We start from the raw sequence: 19,794 nt of genomic DNA, 5'->3' as shown, positions 1-19,794 counted from the left end.
CCGTCGTCGTCGGTCCAGGCGAACTCCAGCTTCGTCGTCGCCTCGATGCGCAGCTTGAAGGTCAGGTAGGGGTTGGCGGCGAAGGACGGGAACAGGTCGGCGGCGAACACCTCCGCCCCGTTGGCCTTGCAGGTGAACTTGTTGAGGATCTTGCGCGGGATCACGGCGCCGGCGGCGTCCTTGCGCTGGCCGGACTCCATGGGGTGCGTGACCATGGTCTTGATCTCGACGACCTCGCCTTTCTTGGCGGACGACGGGATCTTGATGCGGGGCTTCTCGCTCATGGGCGTCTCCTCAGGTGCCGCAGCCGCCGACGGTCACCTTCACCTCGCCCTTGGCGAGGTAGGCGGATCCGTCGCTCATCTGCGCCAGGGCGTAGACGGTCTGCGTCTTCGCCAGGCGCATGCGCAGCGACACCTCCGCCTCGCCGCAGGCGGGGGTGAAGCGGAAGATGGCGGTCTCCGGTATCGGGTTGTGCTCGGCCAGCACGTAGAGGGCGCGGACATGGTCCTGCGCCGTCATTGGGCTGTCGACCTTGACGGACACCGGCACGGTGGCGCCGTTGTCGGCCACCTGCGGCAGGTCGAGCTTGATTCGCCCTTCCTTCAGCGCCGCACCGCCGGCGAGGTCGGTGATCAGCTTGCGTGTCGCCTCCGGCGTGGCCGCGGCGGGGCCCGGCAGCAGGCCGGCGCCGGCCGCCAGCGCGCCCGCGGCGCGCAGCACGGCGCGCCGGCTGGCCCGAGGCTGGATCTCGGACCCAGAGAGTTCAAGCATGGGGGGCACTCCCGTCACTTCTTGCGGCGGATGAGGAAGATGTAGGTGCCGGCGTCTTCCTTCTGCTCGACCAGCTCGTGGCCGGTGGAGCGGCAGAAGGAGGCGAAGTCGTCGCGTGCCCCCGGATCGGTGGCGTGCACCTCCAAGAGGCCGCCGACGGCGACGTCCGACTGCAGGGTCTTCTTCGCCTTGACGATCGGCTGCGGGCAGTTCAGGCCCTTGACGTCCAGGATCTTGGCTTCGCTCATGATGTCCTCCGGTTTTGGGTGTCACTTGCGGATGGGCAGGGTCTGCGCGTGGGCGAGAATGCCGGCCGCGGTCTCCTCGGGCAGCGAGCGCAGCGGCGGCATCGCCTCACCCGGATGGCCGTTCAGCATGCCGTGCAGGGCGCGCCAGGGATCGTCCCGGGCGATGCGGCCGAGCGGCGGCATGGTGCGGATCTGCCGCCCGTCCGGGCCGTGGCAGGTCGCGCAGATGGTCTGGTAATGCTGGGCATAGCCCTGCGCGTCGCCGCGCACGGCCTTGGTGTAGCGGTCGATGGTGCGGTCCATGTCGACCTGCCCCCGGGAGACGAAGACCGCGAGGTCGGCCATGTCGCGGGCGCTGAGCAGGCCGGTGTAGCGGTGCCGGTTGTCGCCCAGCACCGCGACGATGGCGGCCGGATCGCGCCCGGCCATGCCGCGGATGCCGGTAATGCCGGTGTTGTGCCCCTCGCTGCCGTCGTCGGCCGGTCCGTAGGCGCCGTCCTTGCCGCGGTAGTCCCAGCCGTGGCACTCCTTGCAGCGCCACGTGGTGCGCGCCTGCACGCCGTCGGCCAGCGCGATGGGATAGGCGGGGTGGATGCCGGCCGGCGGCTCGCGGTGGTTTTCCTTGTACCAGGTGTCGTAGAGGCGCCCGCCGCGCGCGATGGCCGCCATCGGGTGGCGGGACGGCAGCGTCTGCAGCGTCGCCAGCGTGTCCAGCAGGATGCCTGAGTCGAGCGCCCGCAGCGACGGCATGTTGCCGCTGGGGTGGCCGTTGAGCAGCGTGTGCAGCGCCTGCCAGGGGTTGGAGCGCGCGAGGTCGCCCAGCGGCGGCGCGTCGGCGATCTGCTGGCCGTCGTTGCCGTGGCAGTTGGCGCACACGGTCTGGAAGAACGGCACGCCCCGGGCGGCATCGCCGCGCACGGACAGCGTCTTCGGGTCGATCAGCCCGGCCATGTCGATCTGGCCGCGCGTGACGAACAGCGCCAGATCGTTGAAGTCGGCGCGGTCGAGCGCGTCGGTGTAGCGGTGCGCATCGTCCACCAGCACGGCCATGACGGACGCCGGGTCGCCGCCCGCCATGCCGCGCAGGCCCTTCACGCCGTTCGCCCCGCCGTAGTCCCAGCCGTGGCAGGCGACGCAGCGCTGCGGGCGCTCGCCGTTCTTCTTGCGCAGGCGGGCGGGCTCGCCGCCCAGTTCCTTCAGCCAGTCGTCGTAGAGCCGGCCGCCGCGCGCCACCGCGCCCAGGTCGTCCGTCTTGTTGTCGGCCGCACCGGCCGGCGCCGCCGCGACGGCCAGCACGATCAGAATCAGGGCTGTCCACACCATGCGCATCGTCAGTCGCCCTCATAGCCCTTGGGCAGCTCGTGCACGATGCCCTTGTGGCAGTTGATGCAGTGCTTACCGTCCTGCATGGCTTCGGGGTGCTTCTTCTTGGCGCGGCGGCCCTGTTCGTCCAGGTTCATGGCCTGGAAGTTGTGGCAGGTCTTGCACTCGCGCGAGCCCGACGCCTCCATGGTGGCCCAGACGCGCTGCGCCATTTCCAGCCGCCGCGCCTCGAACTTGTCCTTGGTGTCGATGGTGCCGGCCAGATGGTGGTAGACGTCCTTGGCGGCGATCACCTTGGCGGCCAGCTTCGGCACGAACTCCTTGGGCACGTGGCAGTCGGCGCACACCGCGCGCACGCCCGTGCGGTTGTTGTAATGGATGGTCTTGGTGTACTCGGCGTAGGGGCCGCTCTCCATCTCGTGGCAGGAGATGCAGAACTCCAGCCGGTTGGTCTGGTCGGCGAACACCGTGAAGCCGCCGACGAACAGCACCGTTGCGACGATGCCGGCAACCAGGAAGACCCAGGCGCCGCCGGCAACCGCCGGCCGCGAAAACAACCGCCCCAGACGACCAAACACGCGCGCACTCCTTGGAAAGAGGTCGGTCCGGCGTTGGGTTTTCGCTGGCGCTCAACCCAACCTACGGGTTCGTCGTAGGTTGGGTTGAGGCCAAGGCCGAAAACCCAACGGCAGCCCTTCGGCGGATCAGCTCCAGCTGTCCGCCACGACGTTGCGGTACCAGCTGTGGGCGTAGCTTACCTCGCGCTTGCGGTCCTCGTCGGAGGCGTCGAGCCTGGACAGGCCGCCCGAGCCCGCGACCTCGGCAATGGCGTTCTTCTCCTTGTCGTAGGTGTAGACGCCCGCCACCGAGAAGCAGTGGTCCTTTCCGGCGATGGAGTAGCAGGTGTTGACGTAGGCCGGCGCCGGCGGCTCCTTACCCTTCAGCAGCGCGGCCACGGCCGCGGCGCACACCTTGGCCTGGGAGTTGGCGGAGTAGCCGGACTTCGGCATGGTCGCCGCGTCGCTGGCGTCGCCCAGCACGTGGATGCCGGGGGCCTTCAGCGATTCGAAGGTGCCCTTGTTGACGGTGGCCCAGCTGCCCTCGACGATGCCGGCGTCGAAGGCGATCTTGCCGGCCTTCTGCGGCGGGATGACGTTGACCACCGCGCCCTTGATGGTGTCGAAGTCGGTCTCGACCGCCATGCCGGCGACGTCGATCCGGCCCGGCTTGCCGCCCTTGGCGCCCGGCACCCACTCGATCATGCTCTTGTCGGTGCCGAAGCCGTAGAGCTTGGTCCACGCCTGCTCGAACAGCTTCTGCTTGGAGAAGCTGTCCTTGGGGTCGAGGATGATGATCTTCGACTTCGGCTTGTGCTGCTTGAAGTAGTGGGCGACGAGGCTGGCGCGCTCGTACGGGCCCGGCGGGCAGCGGAACGGGTTGGGCGGCGCCACCATGACGAACACGCCGCCGTCCGGCATCGCCTCCAGCTGCTTGCGCAGGAGCGCGGTCTGCGGGCCGGCCTTCCAGGCGTGCGGCATCGTCTCGGCCGCTTCGGCGCTGAAGCCGGGCAGGGCCTCGAAGTTGAAGTCGATGCCCGGCGCCATGATGCAGCGGTCATAGGCGAACGTCTGGCCGCCCTTGGTGGTGACCTTCTTGCCCGCCGCGTCGACGCCGGTGACCAGATCGTGCACGACGGTGATGCCGTGCTTCTTCAGCCCGTCGTAGGTGACCTTGATGCCGTCCATGGTCCGGTCGCCGGCCAGGACTTCGTTGCTCATGAAGCAGGTGAAGTATTCCTTGTTCGGCTCGATCAGCGTCACCTCGATCGAGGGATCGAGGCGGCGCAGGTACTTGGCCGCGGTGGCGCCGCCGGGGCCGCCGCCGATCACCACGACCTTGGGGCCGGCGGCGCGGGCGACCATGGGGGCGCCGATGATGCCGGCGGCCGTGCCGGCGCCGGTGAGCTGGATGAAGGTGCGGCGATTCAAAATGGTCATGCTGCGGTCCCCCGGCTCACTTCACGTTGGCGTAGTAGTGCAGGATGGAGTCGAAGGAGTCCCGGCCCTGCTCGTTGACCAGGGCCTCGAACTTCTGCTTCTGGCGCTTCTCCATCTCGCGCTTGCCGCCGAGGAAGTCGACGACCGAGTACTGCATGTACGGCAGCTTCTGCCCGGCCAGGACGCCGACGCCCTCGCCGACCTTGCCTTCCTCCTCGTGGCAGGACTCGCAGTACTTCTTGGCCAGCGCCTTGCCGGCCTTGACCTTGCCGTCGTCGACCGGCTGGCTGACGCGGACGAAGGGCTTCTGCTGGAAGTACTTGGCCATCGCCTCGATCTGCTCGTCGGAATAGCCCTTGGCGATGCGGTCCATGACGGTGGCCGGACGCTTGCCGGTCTTATAGTCCTTCATGGACATGACGAAGTATTCCACCGACAGCGACGCGATGGTCGGGGTGGACGGGCCAAGGCTGGTGCCGTCGGTGCCGTGGCAGCCGGCGCAGGTGCTGGCCAGCGCCTCCGGCGATGCGGATTGAGGGGCGGATTGGGCGAGTGCGGTTCCGGCGCCGGCCGTGAGACCGGCGATGATGGAGGCGGTCAGGAGTCGGCGAACGCGCGACGGTGTCATGCTGTCATTCTCCCTCGGGTGTCCACCCCGGGCCGCGCGCGCAGCACGACCCGCACGGCCGCTGTGCGCGGTGCCGCGTGCGGTCCGCCCATTGGGCGGACGGGGCTTCGATGCGTTTGCGTGAGGTCCGGCACACACCCGATCGCGCGGGTGCGGGTGCCGGGGCGCGCCATCAGGCGGCGGCGCGCACGCCCGTCACGAAGCGGGAAGTGGGGAGGCTGCCGGTGGCCTTGGCCGGCGATGGAAGCCGATGGTCTGCATGGTGCGCTCCTCCAAAAGGTGTGTCGGAGGCCGGAACCCTCGGCCGCCTCCGGTTCGCCCGTTTTCGGGTCTTGCTCTTGGTGTCGATCCGATCAAGCCTTTGGCCGGCGCTTTTCGTGCGCCTTTGACGCCGTCTCGGCCGCCGTTGGTCCGGAAGCGCGATAATCGGCATATGCTAATGTAGCAAACTGTGATGGCAGCGCCAGCGAAAAAACGGCGAGTGCGCAACTGCAAGTAATTCGCATGCGCAGGTCCGCGCGGCATTCCGCTGTTGCCGGTGCCGCACGGGCGCGCTAGGGTGCGGCTTGGTCGGCAGTTCACCAAGGCGTCGCCGCCCCGCGAGGGGAGCTAAACCTGCCAGTCCACTACCTCGACCGACACCTCATGCCGTGCCGCGTCGGAAGTCGGCGACCACCGGCAGTCCCTTACCGGATTGGCGCGTTGTGAGGATCTTGCCATGTCCAGAACGCCGCTGCCGTTCTGCGCGGATGACATTTCCGCGCTCGCGCGCTCGTTGCGCGCGCAGCTTGCCGAACGAACCGACCCGCCGGGCCACGTCGAATGGCTCAACATGCTGGCCCGCGCGACCGGGCACCGCAACTTCCAGCACTTCCGTTCCCGGGCCGAAGCGCAGGAGCGCTTGGAGAACGTCCCGCCGCCGGAACCGGCCGAGCCGCCCGTCGACCCGGCCAAGATCCTGCGGATCGCCCGCTGCTTCGATGAAACCGGCGCGCTGGCGCGCTGGCCGGGCAAGCACAGCGAACGGCTGCCGTGCCTGTGGGTGCTGTGGTCGCGCCTCGCCGCCGACCGGGTGCTGAGCGAGCCGGAGATCAACGATTTCCTGACCGCGCACCACCGCTTCGGCGACTATGCCCTGCTGCGGCGGGACATGTGCGACCAGGGCATGCTGACCCGCACCCGCGACGGGCGCGAATACCGGCGGGTGGAGCGCCGGCCGCCGGCCGACGCGCTGGCCCTGATCCGCCACCTGAAGGCCCGGTCGGGGAGGGCGGCATGACGCCGCCCCTTCCCGCAGCCGTGCCCGATGTGGCGACCACCGCGGACGCCATCCTGCGCAGCATCCGCCCGGCGATCGTGCCAACCCGAAACGGCCCGATCGAATGCGCGGTCGAAAGGGAGGGGCCGGCCGTTCTGGCGGTCCACGGCGCCATGGGCGGGTACGACCAGTCCATGGTGCTGGCCCGCGCCGTGGTCGGGCCGGGGCATCGCACCGTCGCCGTGTCGCGGCCCGGCTACCTCGGCACGCCGCTGGCGGCCGGGCGCACGCCGGAGGAGCAGGCGGACCGCTTCGCCGACCTGCTGGACGCGCTGGGCATCGGCGCGGCCGTGGTGGTGGCGGTGTCGGGCGGCGGGCTGAACGCCCTGCAGTTCGCCCTGCGCCATCCTGGCCGCTGCCGGGGGCTGGTGATGGTGTCGGCGTGCAGCGCGCCGCTGCGCACGCGCATCCCGCTGCGCTTCCTCCTGCTGCGTCTGCTGGCGCGCTGCGGGCCGCTCACCGCCGCCATGCGCCGGAAGGTGGCGGCGGATCCCGAGCGGGCGGCCAGCCGATCGGTGCGCGACCCGGAGTTGCGGCGGCGGACGCTGGCCGACCCGGAGGCCGGGCCGCTGTTCACCGCCCTGCTGCTGAGCACGGCCGAGCGGATGGGCGAGCGGATGGCCGGCACCCGCAACGACATCGCGCGGAGCCGTGGCCCGGCCGACTACCCGCTGGAGCGCATCGCCTGCCCGACGCTGGTCGTGCACGGCAGCGCCGACGCGCTGGTCCCGGTCGCCGACGCGCGCCGCCTGGCCGCGCGCGTGCCGGGGGCCGAACTGATGGAGATCGACGGCGGCGAGCACGTCGCGGTCTTCACCCACCGCGAGGCCGTGCGGCGGCGGGTCGGCGCGTTCCTCGGGACGGTTGCCGGATGACGCGTTTTCCGTGGCCGGCATGGCGCGCCGGCCACGGAAAACCGGCGACAGCCGGGCCGGCACTTCGTATCCTATGGAAACAATCCGGGAGGGAACGCATGACGCCGCTGATCATCACCGTGGCGCCGAACGGCGCGCGCCGCGGCAAGGCCGATCACCCGGCGATCCCGCTGACCCCCGACGAGATCGGCCGGGAGGCCGCGCGCTGCCGCGACGCCGGGGCGGCGATGATCCACCTGCACGTGCGCGACGCGGCCGGGCGCCACACGCTGGACCCCGACGCCTACCGCGCCGCCATCGCCGCCGTGCGGCGCGAGGCGGGGCCGGACCTGCTGATCCAGGCGACCACCGAGGCGGTCGGCATCTACACGGCGGAACAGCAGATGGCCGCCATGCGCGCCCTGCGGCCGGAGGCGTTCTCGGCCGCCGTGCGCGAGCTGGTGCCCGACGCCGGGGCGGAGTCGGCCGCCGCCGGCTTCCTGGCGGAACAGGCACACGCCGGCACGCTGGTGCAGCACATTCTGTATGATGATGCCGACGTGGCGCGCTTCGACGATCTGATGCGGCGCGGCGTCATTCCGGAAACGAACGCCGGCGTGCTGTTCGTGCTCGGCCGCTACACGGCCGGGCAGCAGTCCGACCCGCGCGACCTGCTGCCGTTCCTGAACGCCTGGACGCGCCCGCTGCCGTGGGCGGTGTGCGCCTTCGGCCGGCGGGAGGCGGCGTGCATGGCCGCCGCGGCGGCGCTGGGCGGGCACGTGCGCGTCGGCTTCGAGAACAACATGGACCTGCCCGACGGCACGCGGGCACCGGACAACGCCGCGCTGGTGTCGGCGGTGGCCGCGCTGGCGCCCGTGCTGGGCCGCGCCGTCGCCACGCCGGAACAGGCGCGGCGGCTGTTTGCCCACACCATATGACGGGGTACCGTAACATTCTGTTACCCACCCGTCCTTGACTGGCGGGGCGGGCCCCGTATCGTCATTGTTCGGCCGTCGGCGGATTTCCGGCGGGAGCCTGCGGAGAATTCGCCTTCATGAAACGGTTTCTGTCGTTCCTCCTCGTGCTTGCGGTGCTGGCCGGTGGTGGCTACGCGTGGTACGTGCAACGGGGTCCGGGAGCGGCAACCGCGGCCAAGCCGGCGGCCGGCGGCCGGCAGGCCGTCCCCGTGGTGATCCAGCCGGCGCAAACCCGCCCGGTGCCCGAGCAGATCGCCACCATCGGCAACGTCCAGCCCATCGCCAGCATCGCCATCAAGGCGCGGGTCGACACGGTGGTGGAGACGGTGCACTTCACCGAAGGGCAGGAGGTGAAGGCCGGCGACCCGCTGTTCACCCTGGACGACCGCACGCTGCAGGCCCAGCTGCGTCAGGCGCAGGCCAACCTGGAGCGCGACAGCGCCAACCTGGAAAAGGCGCGCATGGACGTCGAGCGCTACAACCAGCTGGTCAAGCGCGACGCCATCGCCCGCAGCCAGTACGACACCGCCGTCGCCACCGCCGCCGCGCTGGAAGGCACGGTGAAGGCCGATCAGGCGGCGATCGAGAGCGCCAGGGTGGCGCTGAGCTACACCCGCATCCACGCGCCGATGGCCGGGCGCACCGGCGTGGTCACCGCCAAGGCCGGCGCCAACGTGCGCGCGGGCGATGCCACGCCGCTGGTGACGCTGACCCAGCTGCGCCCGATCAACGTCGCCTTCAACATCGCCGAGCGCCATCTGGCGACCATCCGCGAGGCGATGGCCGCCGGTCCGCTGAAGGTCGCGGCCTCCGTGCCCGGCCGCCAGGGCGAGCGGGCCGAGGGCACGCTGACCTTCATCGACAGCCAGGTCGATCAGCAAAGCGGCACCATCCTGGTGAAGGGCGAGTTCGCCAACGCCGAAGCCGTGCTGTGGCCGGGCCAGTTCGTCGACGTGGTGCTGACCCTGCGGGTCGAGCCGCAGGCGCTGACCGTGCCGGCCGACGCCGTGCAGACTGGGCAGGAGGGGCGCTATGTCTACGTCGTCAAGCCCGACAACACGGTGGAACTGCGCACCGTCACCGTCGCCCGTACGCACGCGGGGCTGGCGGTGGTCGCCGGCGGCTTGAAGGCGGGCGAGAAGGTTGTGGTGGACGGCCAGTCGCGCCTCTACCCCGGCGCCCCGGTGGCTGACCGCGCCCCGCCCGGCGACAAGAAGGGCGAGCCCGGCGGCAAGGCCGAGGCGAGCAAGGCCGGCACGGCGGGAGGTCCGTCATGAACCTGTCCGAGCTGTGCATCCGCCGCCCCGTCATGACGATCCTGCTGACGGCGGCGCTGATCCTGGCGGGCGTCGCGGGCTATCGCCAGTTGCCGGTGGCGGCGCTGCCGCGCGTCGACTTTCCCGTCGTCAACGTCAATGCCAGTCTGGCCGGCGCCAGCCCGGAGACGATGGCGGCCTCCGTCGCCTCGCCGCTGGAACGCGAGTTCTCGACCATCGCCGGCATCGACACCATCACCTCCTCCTCGACGCTGGGCAGCACGTCGATCACCATCCAGTTCGTGCTGGAGCGCAACATCGACGACGCGGCGGCCGACGTTCAGGCGGCCATCGCCCGCACCCAGCGCCGCCTGCCGGCGGAAATGACCACGGCGCCCAGCTACCGCAAGGTCAACCCGGCCGACCAGCCGATCCTGTTCCTGTCGCTGTCCTCGCCCACGCAGCCGCTGTCGGCGCTGAACGACTATGCCGAGACGATCGTGCAGCCGCGCGTCGCCACCCTGCCGGGCGTGGCGCAGGTGCTGATCTACGGCTCCCAGAAGTACGCGGTGCGGGTGCAGGTGGACCCCAACGCGCTGGCCATCCGCGGCATCGGCATCGACGAGGTGCAGAAGGCCCTGGCCTCGGCCAACGCCAACACGCCGGTCGGCACCCTGTCGGGCGAGCGCCAGCAGCTGGTGCTGGCCGCCAACCCGCAGCTGCCCGACGCCGAGGCGTTCCGCGGCCTGATCATCGCGCACCGCAACGGCGCGCCCGTCCGCCTGGGCGACGTGGCGACCGTGCTGGACAGCGTCGAGAACACCCGTGTCGCCAGCTGGTACAACGGCACGCGCGCCATCATCCTGGCCGTGCAGCGCCAGCCCGACGCCAACACGGTGGACGTGGTGGACCGCGTGCGCGAGCAGCTGCCGGCCTTCCGCGCGCAGCTGCCGCCCAGCGTGTCGATCGAGGTGACCAACGACCGCTCCATCTCCATCCGCGAGGCGGTGGAGGACGTGCAGTTCACCCTGGCGCTGACGGTGGCGCTGGTGGTGCTGGTGATATTCCTGTTCCTGCGCAAGCTGTCGGCCACCATGATCCCGGCGCTGGCGGTGCCGATCTCGCTGGTCGCCACGGCGGCGGGCATGCAGGTGATGGGCTTTTCCATCGACAACATCTCGCTGCTGGCGCTGACGCTGTCGGTCGGCCTCGTGGTCGACGACGCCATCGTCATGCTGGAGAACATCGTCCGCTACGTGGAGGAGGGCATGGCCCCCTTCCAGGCGGCGATCAAGGGCGCCCGCGAGATCGGCTTCACCATCGTGTCGATCACCCTGTCGCTGGTGGCGGTGTTCATCCCGATCCTGCTGATGGGCGGCGTCGTCGGGCGGCTGTTCCACGAGTTCGCGGTGGTGGTCACCATGGCCATCGGCGCGTCGGCCTTCGTGTCGCTGACGCTGACGCCCATGCTGTGCTCCCGCTTCCTGAAGCGTGAAAAGCACGGCGAGCAGGAGGGCGTGTTCGGCCGCGTGCTGGAGGCCGGGTTCGACGCCATGCTGCGCGCCTACGCCGTCACGCTGCGCTGGTGCCTGCGGCACCGGCCGGCGATGCTGGTGGTGTTCCTCGCCACCATCGTCGGCACCGCGCATTTCTACACGGCCATCCCCAAGGGCTTCTTCCCGACCGAGGACCTGGGCCAGCTGTTCATCCAGACCGAGGCCGCCCCCGACGTCTCCTTCCCGGCGATGGCGGAGCGGCAGCGGCAGGCGGCGGCCATCGTGCAGGCGCACCCGGCGGTGGCCTACGTCAACTCCTCCGCCGGGGCCGGCGGGCCGAACCCGACGTCCAACACCGGGCGCATGTTCGTGGCGCTGAAGCCGCGCGACGCGCGCGCCCCGGCGCCGCAGGTGGTGCAGGAACTGCGGCGCGAGCTGCAGCGCATCCCCGGCTTCGCCGTGTTCATCCAGCAGGTGCAGAACCTGCGCCTGGGCGGCCGCTCGTCCAAAAGCCAGTACCAGTACACCGTCCAGGCGCTCGACCTGCCGGAGCTGTACACCTGGGCGCAGCGCCTGGAACAGGCGATGCACGACGTGCCGATCATGCAGGACGTCACCAGCGATTTGCAGCTGAACAGCCCGCAGGCCTACGTCCACATCGACCGCGAGAAGGCGGCGACGCTGGGCGTGGCGGTGGACCAGGTGCGCTCGACGCTGTACAGCGCCTTCGGGCAGCGGCAGGTGTCCACCATCTACACGCCGTCGAACGACTATCAGGTCATCATCGAGCTGGACCCGCGCTACCAACAGGACGACGGCGCGCTGTCGCGCGTCTACATCCGCAACACGGCCGGCAAGCTGATCCCGCTGGACGCCTTCGCGCGGGTGGAGCGCACGGCCGGGCCGCTGTCGGTGAACCACCAGGGGCAGCTGCCGGCCGTTACCATCTCCTTCAACGTGGCGCCGGGGGCGGCGCTGGGCGACGCGGTGGCGGCGATCCGGGCGATCGAGCAGCGGATGGCGCTGCCCGCCACGGTCAGCACCGGCTTCGCCGGCACCGCGCAGGTGTTCCAGGACGCGCAGGCGGGGCAGGCGCTGCTGATCACCGCCGCGATCCTGGTGATCTACATCGTGCTGGGCGTCCTGTACGAAAGCTTCATCCACCCGCTGACCATCCTGTCCGGCCTGCCGTCGGCGGCGGTGGGGGCGCTGGCGACCCTGATGCTGTTCAACCAGGAGCTGACGGTCATCGCGGTGATCGGCGTGCTGATGCTGATCGGCATCGTCAAGAAGAACGCCATCATGATGATCGACTTCGCGCTGGAGGCGCAGCGCAAGGACGGCATGGCCCCGGCCGAGGCCATCGAGAAGGCGTGCCTGCTGCGCTTCCGCCCCATCATGATGACGACCATGGCGGCGATCATGGGAACGCTGCCCATCGCCGTGGCGCACGGTGCGGCGGCGGAGCTGCGCCAGCCGCTGGGCCTCGCCGTGGTCGGCGGGCTGATCGTGTCGCAGCTGCTGACGCTCTACATCACGCCGGTGCTGTACCTGTACATGGAATCGCTGGGCAACGCCGTGAACCGCCTGCGCGGCCACGGGCAAGGCGTGCCGCACGGCGGTGCGGCGATCGGCGGCGAATAGGCTTTTTTTCTCCCTCCCTCGCCTCCGGCGGGGGAGGGAAGGGGCCCATGCGCAGCATGGGAAGGGTGGGGGCCAGTTGTGCGCGAGAATCCGTTGCGCCATGGCCTGCCAGACAGACCTTGCCCCCTCCTAGCCTCCCCCGCCGGGGGCGGGGGAGGGATTAGCGACCGGGTGCTTCGGCCCGAACCAGCGCTTTAGGCGGCGCGACAGGCCGTCCAGGTAGGACAGGATCACCGGCACCACCAGCAGCGTCAGCAGCGTCGAGCTGATCAGCCCGCCGATCACCGCGTGCGCCATGGGGGCGCGCTGTTGGGCACCCTCGCCGATGCCCAGCGCCAGGGGCAGCATGCCGAAGATCATCGCCATGGTGGTCATGACGATGGGGCGCAGGCGGATGATGCCGGCCTCGACGATGGCGTCATGCAGGCTCTTGCCGGCGGCGCGCGCCTGGTTGGCGAAGTCGACCAGCAGGATGGCGTTCTTGGTGACGAGGCCCATCAGCATGATGAAGCCGATGGCGGAGAAGATGTTCAGCGTGGAGTGCGCCACCAGCAGCCCGCCGAACACGCCGATCAGCGCCATGGGCAGCGACGCCATGATGGCCAGCGGCTGGAGGAAGCTGCCGAACTGCGACGCCAGGATCAGGTAGATGAGGATCACCGCCAGCCCCAGCGCCTGCGCCGCATAGCCCGTCGTCTCCGCGATGTCCTTGGTGGAGCCGCCGAAGACGAAGCGGTAGCCGGGCGGCAGCTCGATCCCCTTGATCGCCGCCTGCAGGTCGCGGCCGGCGTCGCCGGCCGGGCGGCCCTGCACGTTGGCGCTGACGTTCACCTCGCGCGACAGGTCGCGGCGGTTGATCTGCGAGGCGCCCAGCGTGGTGTCCACCTGCGCCACCTGCGACAGCGGGATCATGCGCGGCGTGCCGTCCGCCGTGGGCAGGGGGCTGGCGAGGTGGATGCGGTCCAGGTCGGCGCGCCCCGCCCGGTCATGCTCGGGCAGGCGGACCAGCACGTCGTAGGTCTCGCCGTCCGGCGCCTTCCAGGTGGAGACCTTGTCGCCCGCGAACAGCGGGCGCAGCGTCTGCGCCACCTGCGCGGTGCCGATGCCCAACTCGCTCGCCAGATCGCGGTCCAGCTTCACCGACAGCGTCGGCTTGGCGGCCTTCAGGGTGGAATCCACGTCGACGAGGCCGGGGATCCCCTGCATGGCGGCCATCACCCGCTGCGAGATGCGGTCCAACTCGGCGATGTCGCGGCCCTGGATGGACAGCTGCAACTGCTTCTGCGTGCCCATGGCGCCGGGGATGCCGACGGCGACGAGGATGCCCGGCACTCTGGCCAGCCGCGCGCGGATCGGCACCTGCAAATCGGTGGGCGAACGCGTGCGCTGCTCGATCGGTGTCAGGCGGATGTAGACGAAGCCGCGGTTCTTGCCCACCGCGGCACCCGTGTTGACCGTGGTGTAGGTGTAGGCGACCTCCGGGAACTCGCGCAGCGCACCCTCCACCTGCCGCATCTTGGCGGTGGTGTAGTCCAGCGAGGAGCCGACGGGCGCCTCGATCTCCACCACCATCTCGCCCAGGTCGGCGGCGGGCACGAACTCCGTGCCGATGAAGCGGACCAGGGCGAAGCTGCCGAAGAACGCCACCAGCGCCACCACCAGCACCACCCAGCGCCACCGCAGCGCCCAGCCCAGCGCCCGGCCGTAGGCGCGCGCGAAGCGGTCGAACCCGCGCTCGAACGCGACCGCGAGGCGGCCGAAGGGGCCGCGCCCGTGCTTGCCGTGCGCCGCCGGGTCGTACCACACGCTGGACAGCATGGGGTCGAGCGTGAAGGACACGAACAGCGAGATCAGCACCGCCGCCGACACGGTGATGCCGAACTGCAAGAAGAACCGGCCGATGATGCCGCCCATGAAGGCCACCGGCAGGAACACCGCCACGATGGTCAGCGTGGTCGCCAGCACCGCCAGCCCGATCTCCCTGGTGCCGTCCAGCGCCGCCTGCCGGTGGTCCTGGCCGGCGTGCAGGTGGCGCATGATGTTCTCGCGCACCACGATGGCGTCGTCGATGAGGATGCCGATGGCCAGCGACAGCGCCATCAGCGTCATCATGTTGATGGTGAAGCCCATCAGCAGCAGCACCGCGAAGGTGCCCAGCACCGCCACGGGCAGGGTCAGGCCGGTGATCACCGTGCTGCGCCAGGACCCCAGGAACAGCATGACGATGGCGATGGTGAGGAAGCCGCCCTCGATCAGCGTGCGCTGCACGTTGTTCAGCGAGTTGGTGATGCCGCGCGCGGTGTCGCGCACCACCTCCAGCCGCACGTCGGCCGGCAGCACGCCGGAGGCCTGAAGCTCCGCCACCGCCGTTCGGATGCCGCGCGCCGTCTCGATGGTGTTGGCGCCCTGCATCTTCACCACGTCCACGGCCAGCGCCGGGGCGCCGTTGAACAGCGCCACCGAGTCCTGTTCCTCCTGCCCGTCGATCACCTCGGCCACTTGGCCCAGGCGCACCGGCGTGCCGCCGCGCCGCGCGACGATGAGGTCGAGGAGCTGGGCGGGACGCACCACGCGGCCGTCCACCTGCACCACGCGCTCGCGCCCGCCGCCCTCCACCGTGCCGGCGGGAACGTCCTGGTTCTCGTTGCGGACGGCGCGGATCACCTCGTCCACGCCGACGTTCAGCGCCTCCAGCCGCTCGGGCCGCAGGCGCACCTGGATCTGCCGCTTGACGCCGCCGGCGATGGTGGCGCGCCCCACGCCGCGCACGTTCTGCAGCCGCTTCAGCACGATCTGGTCGGTCAGCGTGGTCAGGTCGCGCAGGGCGCGGATGTCCGACTTCACGGCGACCGAGATGATGGGCTGGTCGTCCGGGTTGAAGCGGGTGATCTGCGGATCCTTCACCTCCGTCCGGAAGGTGGGGCGGATGGCCGCCACCTTCTCGCGCACGTCCTGCAGCGCCTGGGCGGCGGCCACCTTCAGCTCGAACTCGGCGATGACGACGGAGCGCCCCTCGTAGGAGCGCGACGTCAGCGTCTTGATGCCGGCGATGGTGTTGACGGCTTCCTCGACCGGGCGGCTGATCTCCGTCTCCACCGATTCCGGGCTGGCGCCGGGGTATTCGGTGGAGACGACGACGATGGGAAAGTCGATGTCCGGGAACTGCTCGACGCCCAGGCGCTGGTAGGAGAACAGGCCGAACACCATCAGCGCCACCATCATCATGGTGGCGAAGACCGGGTTGTCGACGCTGATGCGGGTGATCGGCATGGGGGACCTGGAAAAGCGTGAAGAGGGCTGTTGCCGGCCGGACGTCAGCCGGGCTCGTGCTGGTGGCGCTGGATGTACTCGCGCAGGGCCTTGTTCATGCGGGTCTGGTAACCCTTCTCGCCGTCACCGCCGTGATTCTTGAACCATTCGACGACGTCGGCGTCGAAGCGGACGGTCAGCGACTTCTTCAGCGGGCGGTACAGCGCGCCGCGCTTGGCCTTGGACCAGTCCTTGACCTCGGGCATGTCGCGGGTGTCGATCTCGTCGTCGCTCATGGCGGCGAGCGCCTTCAGCTCGGCTTCCTGCTCCACCGTAAGCGGCTTAGAACTGCCCGTCTTCATAGGCCCTCCTTTCATGAGACGTCGCCTTCCTGGCGCTGATGATGCGGCCGACCTCGTCGCCATCGTCTTCGTCGGGCCACGTGTGAACCACAAAGAGGACGACGCCACCGATCTGGCACAGGGTGTTCCAACGATCACCGTCCGGGTGAGGGTCGGGCTGCGACGCGGCGAAGGGATCGGCCAACGCCTTCTCCACGAGTTCAAAGCTGACGCCGTGGCCTTCCGGCGGTGGCCGCTTGTTCCTCGCGGCCTTCTTCGGGTCCCACGTCCAGCGCACGGTGGCCTCTTGTAACTACAAAAATGTAACTACAAAACAAGAGCGTCAAGGATCTCTACGACCGTCCGGCCACGGTCACCGCCGTGCCGGCCTTCAGGCCCGGCAGGGGGCCGGTGACGACCACCTCGCCGGGGTTCAGCCCGTCCACCTGGACGAGGTCGCCGCGCGCCCACGCCGAACCGCGCACCACCTTGCGGCGGACCAGCTGGCCGTCGGCGACCGCCAGCACGAAGTCGCCGTCGTCGTCCTTGCGCAGGGCGGTGGGGGGCAGGGCGATGGCGCCTGCGGCCTCGGCCACGACGGCCTCGCCGTTGGCGAACATGCCGCCGCGCAGCGAGCCGTCGGCGTTGTCCACGCCGACGTAGACGGGGATGGCGCGGCTGCCGGCCTGCGTCATCGGGTTGATGCGGGCGATGGTGCCGCGGAACTCGCGTTCGCCGAAGCCGTCGACGCGGAACGTCGCGGTCTGGCCGGGCTTCAGGCGCGCCACCTCGTCGGCGGGGACGACGGCCTCCACCTCCACCGTGCGCAGGTCGACCAGGGTGAACATCTTGGCGTTCACCGCCAGCGTCTCGCCCGGCGTCACCGTGCGTTCGGACACGGTGCCGTCGATGGGGGCGGTCACCACGGCGTCGCGCAGCGCCTCGCGCGCCAGTTCCACCTGCGCGGTCAGCGCCGCCACCTGCGCCTGCTGGAACTGGAAGGTGCTCTGCGCCTGGTCCAGCGTGGTCTCGGCGACGATGTCGCTGCGGCGCAGGGCCAGGTTCTTGGCCCGCGTCTTCTCGGCCAGCACCAGCTGCGCCTTGGCGCCTTCCAGGTTGCTTTCCTTTTCGGCCAGCTTCGCCGCCAGTTCCACCCGGTCGAAGCGGGCGAGCACGTCGCCGCGCTTCACCGTCTGCCCCTCGCGCACCAGCACCTCGGTCAGCTTGGCGGCCACCTCCGCCTTGACGGTGGACTGCTCCAGCGGCTTGACGGAGCCGGTGAGGCGCACGCCGGCGGTCAGCGTCCGCGGCATCACCGTGGTCACTTCCACGGGGGCCAGCTCGATGGGGCGCACGGCGGGCGGCGGGGCGTGGTCCACCGCCGCCTGCCCCTTGGAGCGGCCCTGCCAGACGACGGCGCCGCCCGCCGCCAGGGCGGCGACGAGGGCGGTGGCGAGGATGCGCCGCAGGCGCCGGCGCGGCGTGCCGTCAGTCATGTCGGGGATTCCCAGGGTTGGCCCGCAGGCCGTGCAGGACGAGGTCGAGGTAGGCGTCGAGGTAGGAATGCGCCGTGGGCCTGGGCTCCGGCTCGAATGGCGCCAGCGAGTGGTGCCAGACCGACAGCATGGTCAGCGGGGCCGCCACCACGCGCGCCATGGTCGGCGCGTCGAACGGTCGGAATTCGCCGCGGTCGATGCCGCGCTGTAGCACGCGGGTGAACAGCGCGCGGCCACGCACCACCACGTGGTCGATGTAGAAGCGCGCGAGGTCGGGGAAGTTGCCGGCCTCCGCGATCACCAGCTTGGGCAGGCCGCCCAGCGGCGACTGCTCCAGCTCCCAGTACTTGTGCGCCATGGTGCGCAGCAGGTCCTCGGTCGGGCCGTCGAAGCCGTCGAGCATCTCTTCGCCCAGGCGGAACTGCGGCAGGATGGAGTGCTCCACCACCGCCTTGAACAGGCCGACCTTGTTCTCGAAGTAGAGGTAGGGCAGGCCGACGCTGACCCCGGCGCGGCGCGCCACGTCCTCCAGCTTGGTCGCGGCGAAGCCGCGGGAAATGAACAGGTCGCGCGCGGCCTCGATCACCTCGGCCGGGCGCGCGTCCTTGCGCCGGTTGCGGCGCTGGGGGGGAGGGGAACCGTCGTCGGGCATTGGAGTGCGGGAAAAGGAGTGCCGGATTGCAGCGTACGCGAACGATAATGAACGTTCATTCAATATCGGGTGCGGCGGTGCTGTGTCAAGATCGCGGCATGCCGATTCCGGGGACGGTGGCGGCTGTCAATTCGCGCGCGCGTCGCTATCATCGGTCCGGGTGGAGACGAATCATGAAGGTGCGCGCTTGAAGGCCTATCGATACGCACGGATCCGGCGATGACCTCGGCGCGCGCGGACGGTATGCGCTTCGACCTGCGCTGGCTGGGCAGTGCGCTGCGCACCGTGTTCGACCTCGTCACCCCGCGGCACGGTCATTGGGCGCCGGGGGAGTGCAGGCACGGCATCACCCGCCGCACGACCGGGACCTTGAGCTGTCTGTCGGCCGGCGACCCGCAGGGACGGCGCGTGATCTTCATCCACGGCAGCCCGAGCGAGGCGGAGGACTGGTCGCACCTGCTGAAGGAGGTCCCGGCCGGGCTGGAGTTCGTTGCCGTTGATCGCCCCGGCTTCGGCTGGAGCGGGCCGGACGCGGCGCCGACGGAGTTGGACGAGCAGGCGGCGGCGCTGGCGCCTTTGCTGGAGGAGCGCGCTGGGCGCAAGCCGATCCTGGTGGGCTATTCGCTGGGCGGGCCGATCGCCGCGCGGGCGGCGGCCGATTTCGGCGGCGCCGTCGGCGGGCTGCTGATCGTCGGCGGCGCGCTGGATGCCGAATTGGAACGCGTGCACCCGCTCCAGCGCGTGGCGGCGTGGCGGTGGGTGGCCCGGTGCCTGCCGCGCTCGCTGCGCAACGCGAACCGTGAGTTGCTGGCGCTGAAGGGGCAACTGCCGGGGCTGGCCGCGCGGCTGGGCGGCATCCGTGTGCCGGTGACGCTGCTGCACGGCACGAAGGACCCGCTGGTGCCCTACGCCAACATGGCCTTCACGGCGGAGCGGCTGACCGGCTCGCGCCTCGTGCGCTGCGTGCCGGTGCCGGACGCCGACCACTTCCTGCCGTGGAGCCACGCGGCACTGCTGCGCGACGCCGTCACCGACCTCGCCCGCCTCGCCGACCGGGCGGAGCGGGCAAGGCAGTACGCGTAGGGCCGCAGCGGAGGAGGGTCAGGCGTTGCCCGTCGGCCGCTTGAACGCCGCGCGCGCCAGTTCGGCTTCCGGCCGGATCGAACAGCCCTCGGCGTGGTCGTTGATCAGCCCCATCGCCTGCATGAAGGCGTAGACCGTCGTCGGGCCGACGAACTGCCAGCCCATCTTCTTGAGGTCCTTCGACAGCGCGATCGACACGGCCGAGGTGGAGGCGGTCTGCGGCGGGCCCAGCGTCTTGGGGTCCGGCTCGTAGCGCCACAGGAAGGCGGCGAGCGAGCCCTCGCGGGCGACCAGCTCGCGGGCGCGCTTCGCGTTGTTGATCGTCGCCTCGATCTTGCCGCGATGGCGGATGATGCCCTCGTCGCGGAGCAGACGGGCGACGTCGCGCTCGCCGAAGCGCGCGACCTTCTCAATGTCGAAGTCACGAAACGCGCCGCGAAAATTCTCGCGCTTGGCGA

General features: G+C 70.3%; 19 protein-coding genes. 6 read left to right on the top strand and 13 right to left on the bottom strand.

Annotated features, from left to right (window positions below):
• The 7 genes from soxZ to VED21_RS01555 all read right to left on the bottom strand — a co-directional run.
• Positions 1-284 (bottom strand): thiosulfate oxidation carrier complex protein SoxZ (gene soxZ / locus VED21_RS01585; RefSeq protein WP_324880553.1); only part of this gene is annotated, 284 nt, incomplete at its 3' end.
• 10 nt (positions 285-294) lie between these two features.
• Positions 295-774, bottom strand: a complete 480-nt coding sequence (soxY, locus tag VED21_RS01580) for a thiosulfate oxidation carrier protein SoxY (RefSeq protein WP_324880552.1) — start codon at positions 772-774, stop codon at positions 295-297.
• A gap of 14 nt (positions 775-788) precedes the next feature.
• Positions 789-1,022 carry a sulfurtransferase TusA family protein gene (locus VED21_RS01575; protein WP_324880551.1) on the bottom strand — a complete coding sequence of 78 codons (234 nt, stop codon included), beginning with the start codon at positions 1,020-1,022 and terminating at the stop codon, positions 789-791.
• 21 nt (positions 1,023-1,043) lie between these two features.
• Entirely contained in the window at positions 1,044-2,345 is a 1,302-nt protein-coding gene (locus VED21_RS01570) for a cytochrome c (RefSeq protein ID WP_324880550.1), read from the bottom strand.
• Positions 2,346-2,353: 8 nt separating this feature from the next.
• The gene (locus VED21_RS01565; RefSeq protein WP_324880549.1) at positions 2,354-2,923 is read right to left on the bottom strand and encodes a NapC/NirT family cytochrome c; all 570 of its coding nucleotides are present in this window, start codon (positions 2,921-2,923) and stop codon (positions 2,354-2,356) included.
• A gap of 126 nt (positions 2,924-3,049) precedes the next feature.
• On the bottom strand, positions 3,050-4,342 hold the full coding sequence (locus VED21_RS01560; protein WP_324880548.1) for an FCSD flavin-binding domain-containing protein: 1,293 nt from the start codon (positions 4,340-4,342) through the stop codon (positions 3,050-3,052).
• Positions 4,343-4,358: 16 nt separating this feature from the next.
• On the bottom strand, positions 4,359-4,970 hold the full coding sequence (locus VED21_RS01555; RefSeq protein WP_324880547.1) for a cytochrome c: 612 nt from the start codon (positions 4,968-4,970) through the stop codon (positions 4,359-4,361).
• A 718-nt stretch (positions 4,971-5,688) separates the two neighbouring features.
• Between VED21_RS01555 and VED21_RS01550 the strand changes: the two genes are divergently transcribed.
• The 5 genes from VED21_RS01550 (at position 5,689) to VED21_RS01530 (ending at position 12,515) form a co-directional block, all read left to right on the top strand.
• Positions 5,689-6,249, top strand: a complete 561-nt coding sequence (locus tag VED21_RS01550) for a DUF2087 domain-containing protein (RefSeq protein WP_324880546.1) — start codon at positions 5,689-5,691, stop codon at positions 6,247-6,249.
• Positions 6,246-7,163, top strand: a complete 918-nt coding sequence (locus tag VED21_RS01545; protein ID WP_324880545.1) for an alpha/beta hydrolase — start codon at positions 6,246-6,248, stop codon at positions 7,161-7,163. The genes VED21_RS01550 and VED21_RS01545 overlap by 4 nt, the downstream gene beginning before the upstream one ends.
• Before the next feature lie 98 nt (positions 7,164-7,261).
• A complete protein-coding gene (locus tag VED21_RS01540) occupies positions 7,262-8,080 on the top strand; it encodes a 3-keto-5-aminohexanoate cleavage protein (RefSeq protein WP_324880544.1) in 819 nt (272 codons plus the stop codon).
• A gap of 116 nt (positions 8,081-8,196) precedes the next feature.
• Complete coding sequence (locus VED21_RS01535) at positions 8,197-9,396, top strand: efflux RND transporter periplasmic adaptor subunit (RefSeq protein ID WP_324880543.1); 1,200 nt, start codon at positions 8,197-8,199, stop codon at positions 9,394-9,396.
• Complete coding sequence (locus VED21_RS01530) at positions 9,393-12,515, top strand: efflux RND transporter permease subunit (protein WP_324880542.1); 3,123 nt, start codon at positions 9,393-9,395, stop codon at positions 12,513-12,515. Before VED21_RS01535 ends, VED21_RS01530 begins: the two co-directional genes overlap by 4 nt.
• A gap of 129 nt (positions 12,516-12,644) precedes the next feature.
• Here VED21_RS01530 and VED21_RS01525 read toward each other — a convergent pair whose 3' ends face one another.
• From VED21_RS01525 to VED21_RS01505, 5 genes are read right to left on the bottom strand one after another with little or no spacing between them, the layout of a single operon-like run.
• Positions 12,645-15,785, bottom strand: coding sequence for an efflux RND transporter permease subunit (locus VED21_RS01525; RefSeq protein ID WP_324880541.1), 3,141 nt, complete (start codon positions 15,783-15,785; stop codon positions 12,645-12,647).
• 44 nt (positions 15,786-15,829) lie between these two features.
• On the bottom strand, positions 15,830-16,126 hold the full coding sequence (locus VED21_RS01520) for a BrnA antitoxin family protein (protein WP_324880540.1): 297 nt from the start codon (positions 16,124-16,126) through the stop codon (positions 15,830-15,832).
• Positions 16,107-16,403, bottom strand: a complete 297-nt coding sequence (locus tag VED21_RS01515) for a BrnT family toxin (RefSeq protein WP_324880539.1) — start codon at positions 16,401-16,403, stop codon at positions 16,107-16,109. The genes VED21_RS01520 and VED21_RS01515 overlap by 20 nt, the downstream gene beginning before the upstream one ends.
• A gap of 55 nt (positions 16,404-16,458) precedes the next feature.
• Complete coding sequence (locus VED21_RS01510; RefSeq protein WP_324880538.1) at positions 16,459-17,601, bottom strand: efflux RND transporter periplasmic adaptor subunit; 1,143 nt, start codon at positions 17,599-17,601, stop codon at positions 16,459-16,461.
• Positions 17,594-18,253 (bottom strand): TetR/AcrR family transcriptional regulator, encoded by a 660-nt coding sequence (locus VED21_RS01505; protein ID WP_324880537.1) that lies wholly within the window; start codon positions 18,251-18,253, stop codon positions 17,594-17,596. Before VED21_RS01505 ends, VED21_RS01510 begins: the two co-directional genes overlap by 8 nt.
• A 219-nt stretch (positions 18,254-18,472) precedes the next feature.
• Here VED21_RS01505 and VED21_RS01500 point away from each other — a divergent pair, with 219 nt between their 5' ends.
• Complete coding sequence (locus VED21_RS01500; protein ID WP_324880536.1) at positions 18,473-19,336, top strand: alpha/beta hydrolase; 864 nt, start codon at positions 18,473-18,475, stop codon at positions 19,334-19,336.
• 18 nt (positions 19,337-19,354) lie between these two features.
• Here VED21_RS01500 and VED21_RS01495 read toward each other — a convergent pair.
• A partial coding sequence (locus VED21_RS01495; protein WP_324880535.1) for a DNA-3-methyladenine glycosylase I occupies positions 19,355-19,794 on the bottom strand: 440 nt, incomplete at its 5' end.

This window comes from Azospirillum sp., from assembly GCF_035627195.1.
GTDB lineage: Bacteria > Pseudomonadota > Alphaproteobacteria > Azospirillales > Azospirillaceae > Azospirillum.
This window is presented reverse-complemented; position numbering and strand designations above follow the sequence as displayed.

Bases quoted from the DNA above. Each gene is read 5' to 3' on its own strand.
- soxY (WP_324880552.1), bottom strand. From the start codon at position 774: ATGCTTGAACTCTCTGGGTCCGAGATCCAGCCTCGGGCCAGCCGGCGC.
- VED21_RS01575 (WP_324880551.1), bottom strand. From the start codon at position 1,022: ATGAGCGAAGCCAAGATCCTGGACGTCAAGGGCCTGAACTGCCCGCAG.
- VED21_RS01570 (WP_324880550.1), bottom strand. From the start codon at position 2,345: ATGGTGTGGACAGCCCTGATTCTGATCGTGCTGGCCGTCGCGGCGGCG.
- VED21_RS01560 (WP_324880548.1), bottom strand. From the start codon at position 4,342: ATGACCATTTTGAATCGCCGCACCTTCATCCAGCTCACCGGCGCCGGC.
- VED21_RS01555 (WP_324880547.1), bottom strand. From the start codon at position 4,970: ATGACACCGTCGCGCGTTCGCCGACTCCTGACCGCCTCCATCATCGCC.
- VED21_RS01550 (WP_324880546.1), top strand. From the start codon at position 5,689: ATGTCCAGAACGCCGCTGCCGTTCTGCGCGGATGACATTTCCGCGCTC.
- VED21_RS01545 (WP_324880545.1), top strand. From the start codon at position 6,246: ATGACGCCGCCCCTTCCCGCAGCCGTGCCCGATGTGGCGACCACCGCG.
- VED21_RS01540 (WP_324880544.1), top strand. From the start codon at position 7,262: ATGACGCCGCTGATCATCACCGTGGCGCCGAACGGCGCGCGCCGCGGC.
- VED21_RS01535 (WP_324880543.1), top strand. From the start codon at position 8,197: ATGAAACGGTTTCTGTCGTTCCTCCTCGTGCTTGCGGTGCTGGCCGGT.
- VED21_RS01530 (WP_324880542.1), top strand. From the start codon at position 9,393: ATGAACCTGTCCGAGCTGTGCATCCGCCGCCCCGTCATGACGATCCTG.
- VED21_RS01525 (WP_324880541.1), bottom strand. From the start codon at position 15,785: ATGCCGATCACCCGCATCAGCGTCGACAACCCGGTCTTCGCCACCATG.
- VED21_RS01520 (WP_324880540.1), bottom strand. From the start codon at position 16,126: ATGAAGACGGGCAGTTCTAAGCCGCTTACGGTGGAGCAGGAAGCCGAG.
- VED21_RS01510 (WP_324880538.1), bottom strand. From the start codon at position 17,601: ATGACTGACGGCACGCCGCGCCGGCGCCTGCGGCGCATCCTCGCCACC.
- VED21_RS01505 (WP_324880537.1), bottom strand. From the start codon at position 18,253: ATGCCCGACGACGGTTCCCCTCCCCCCCAGCGCCGCAACCGGCGCAAG.
- VED21_RS01500 (WP_324880536.1), top strand. From the start codon at position 18,473: ATGACCTCGGCGCGCGCGGACGGTATGCGCTTCGACCTGCGCTGGCTG.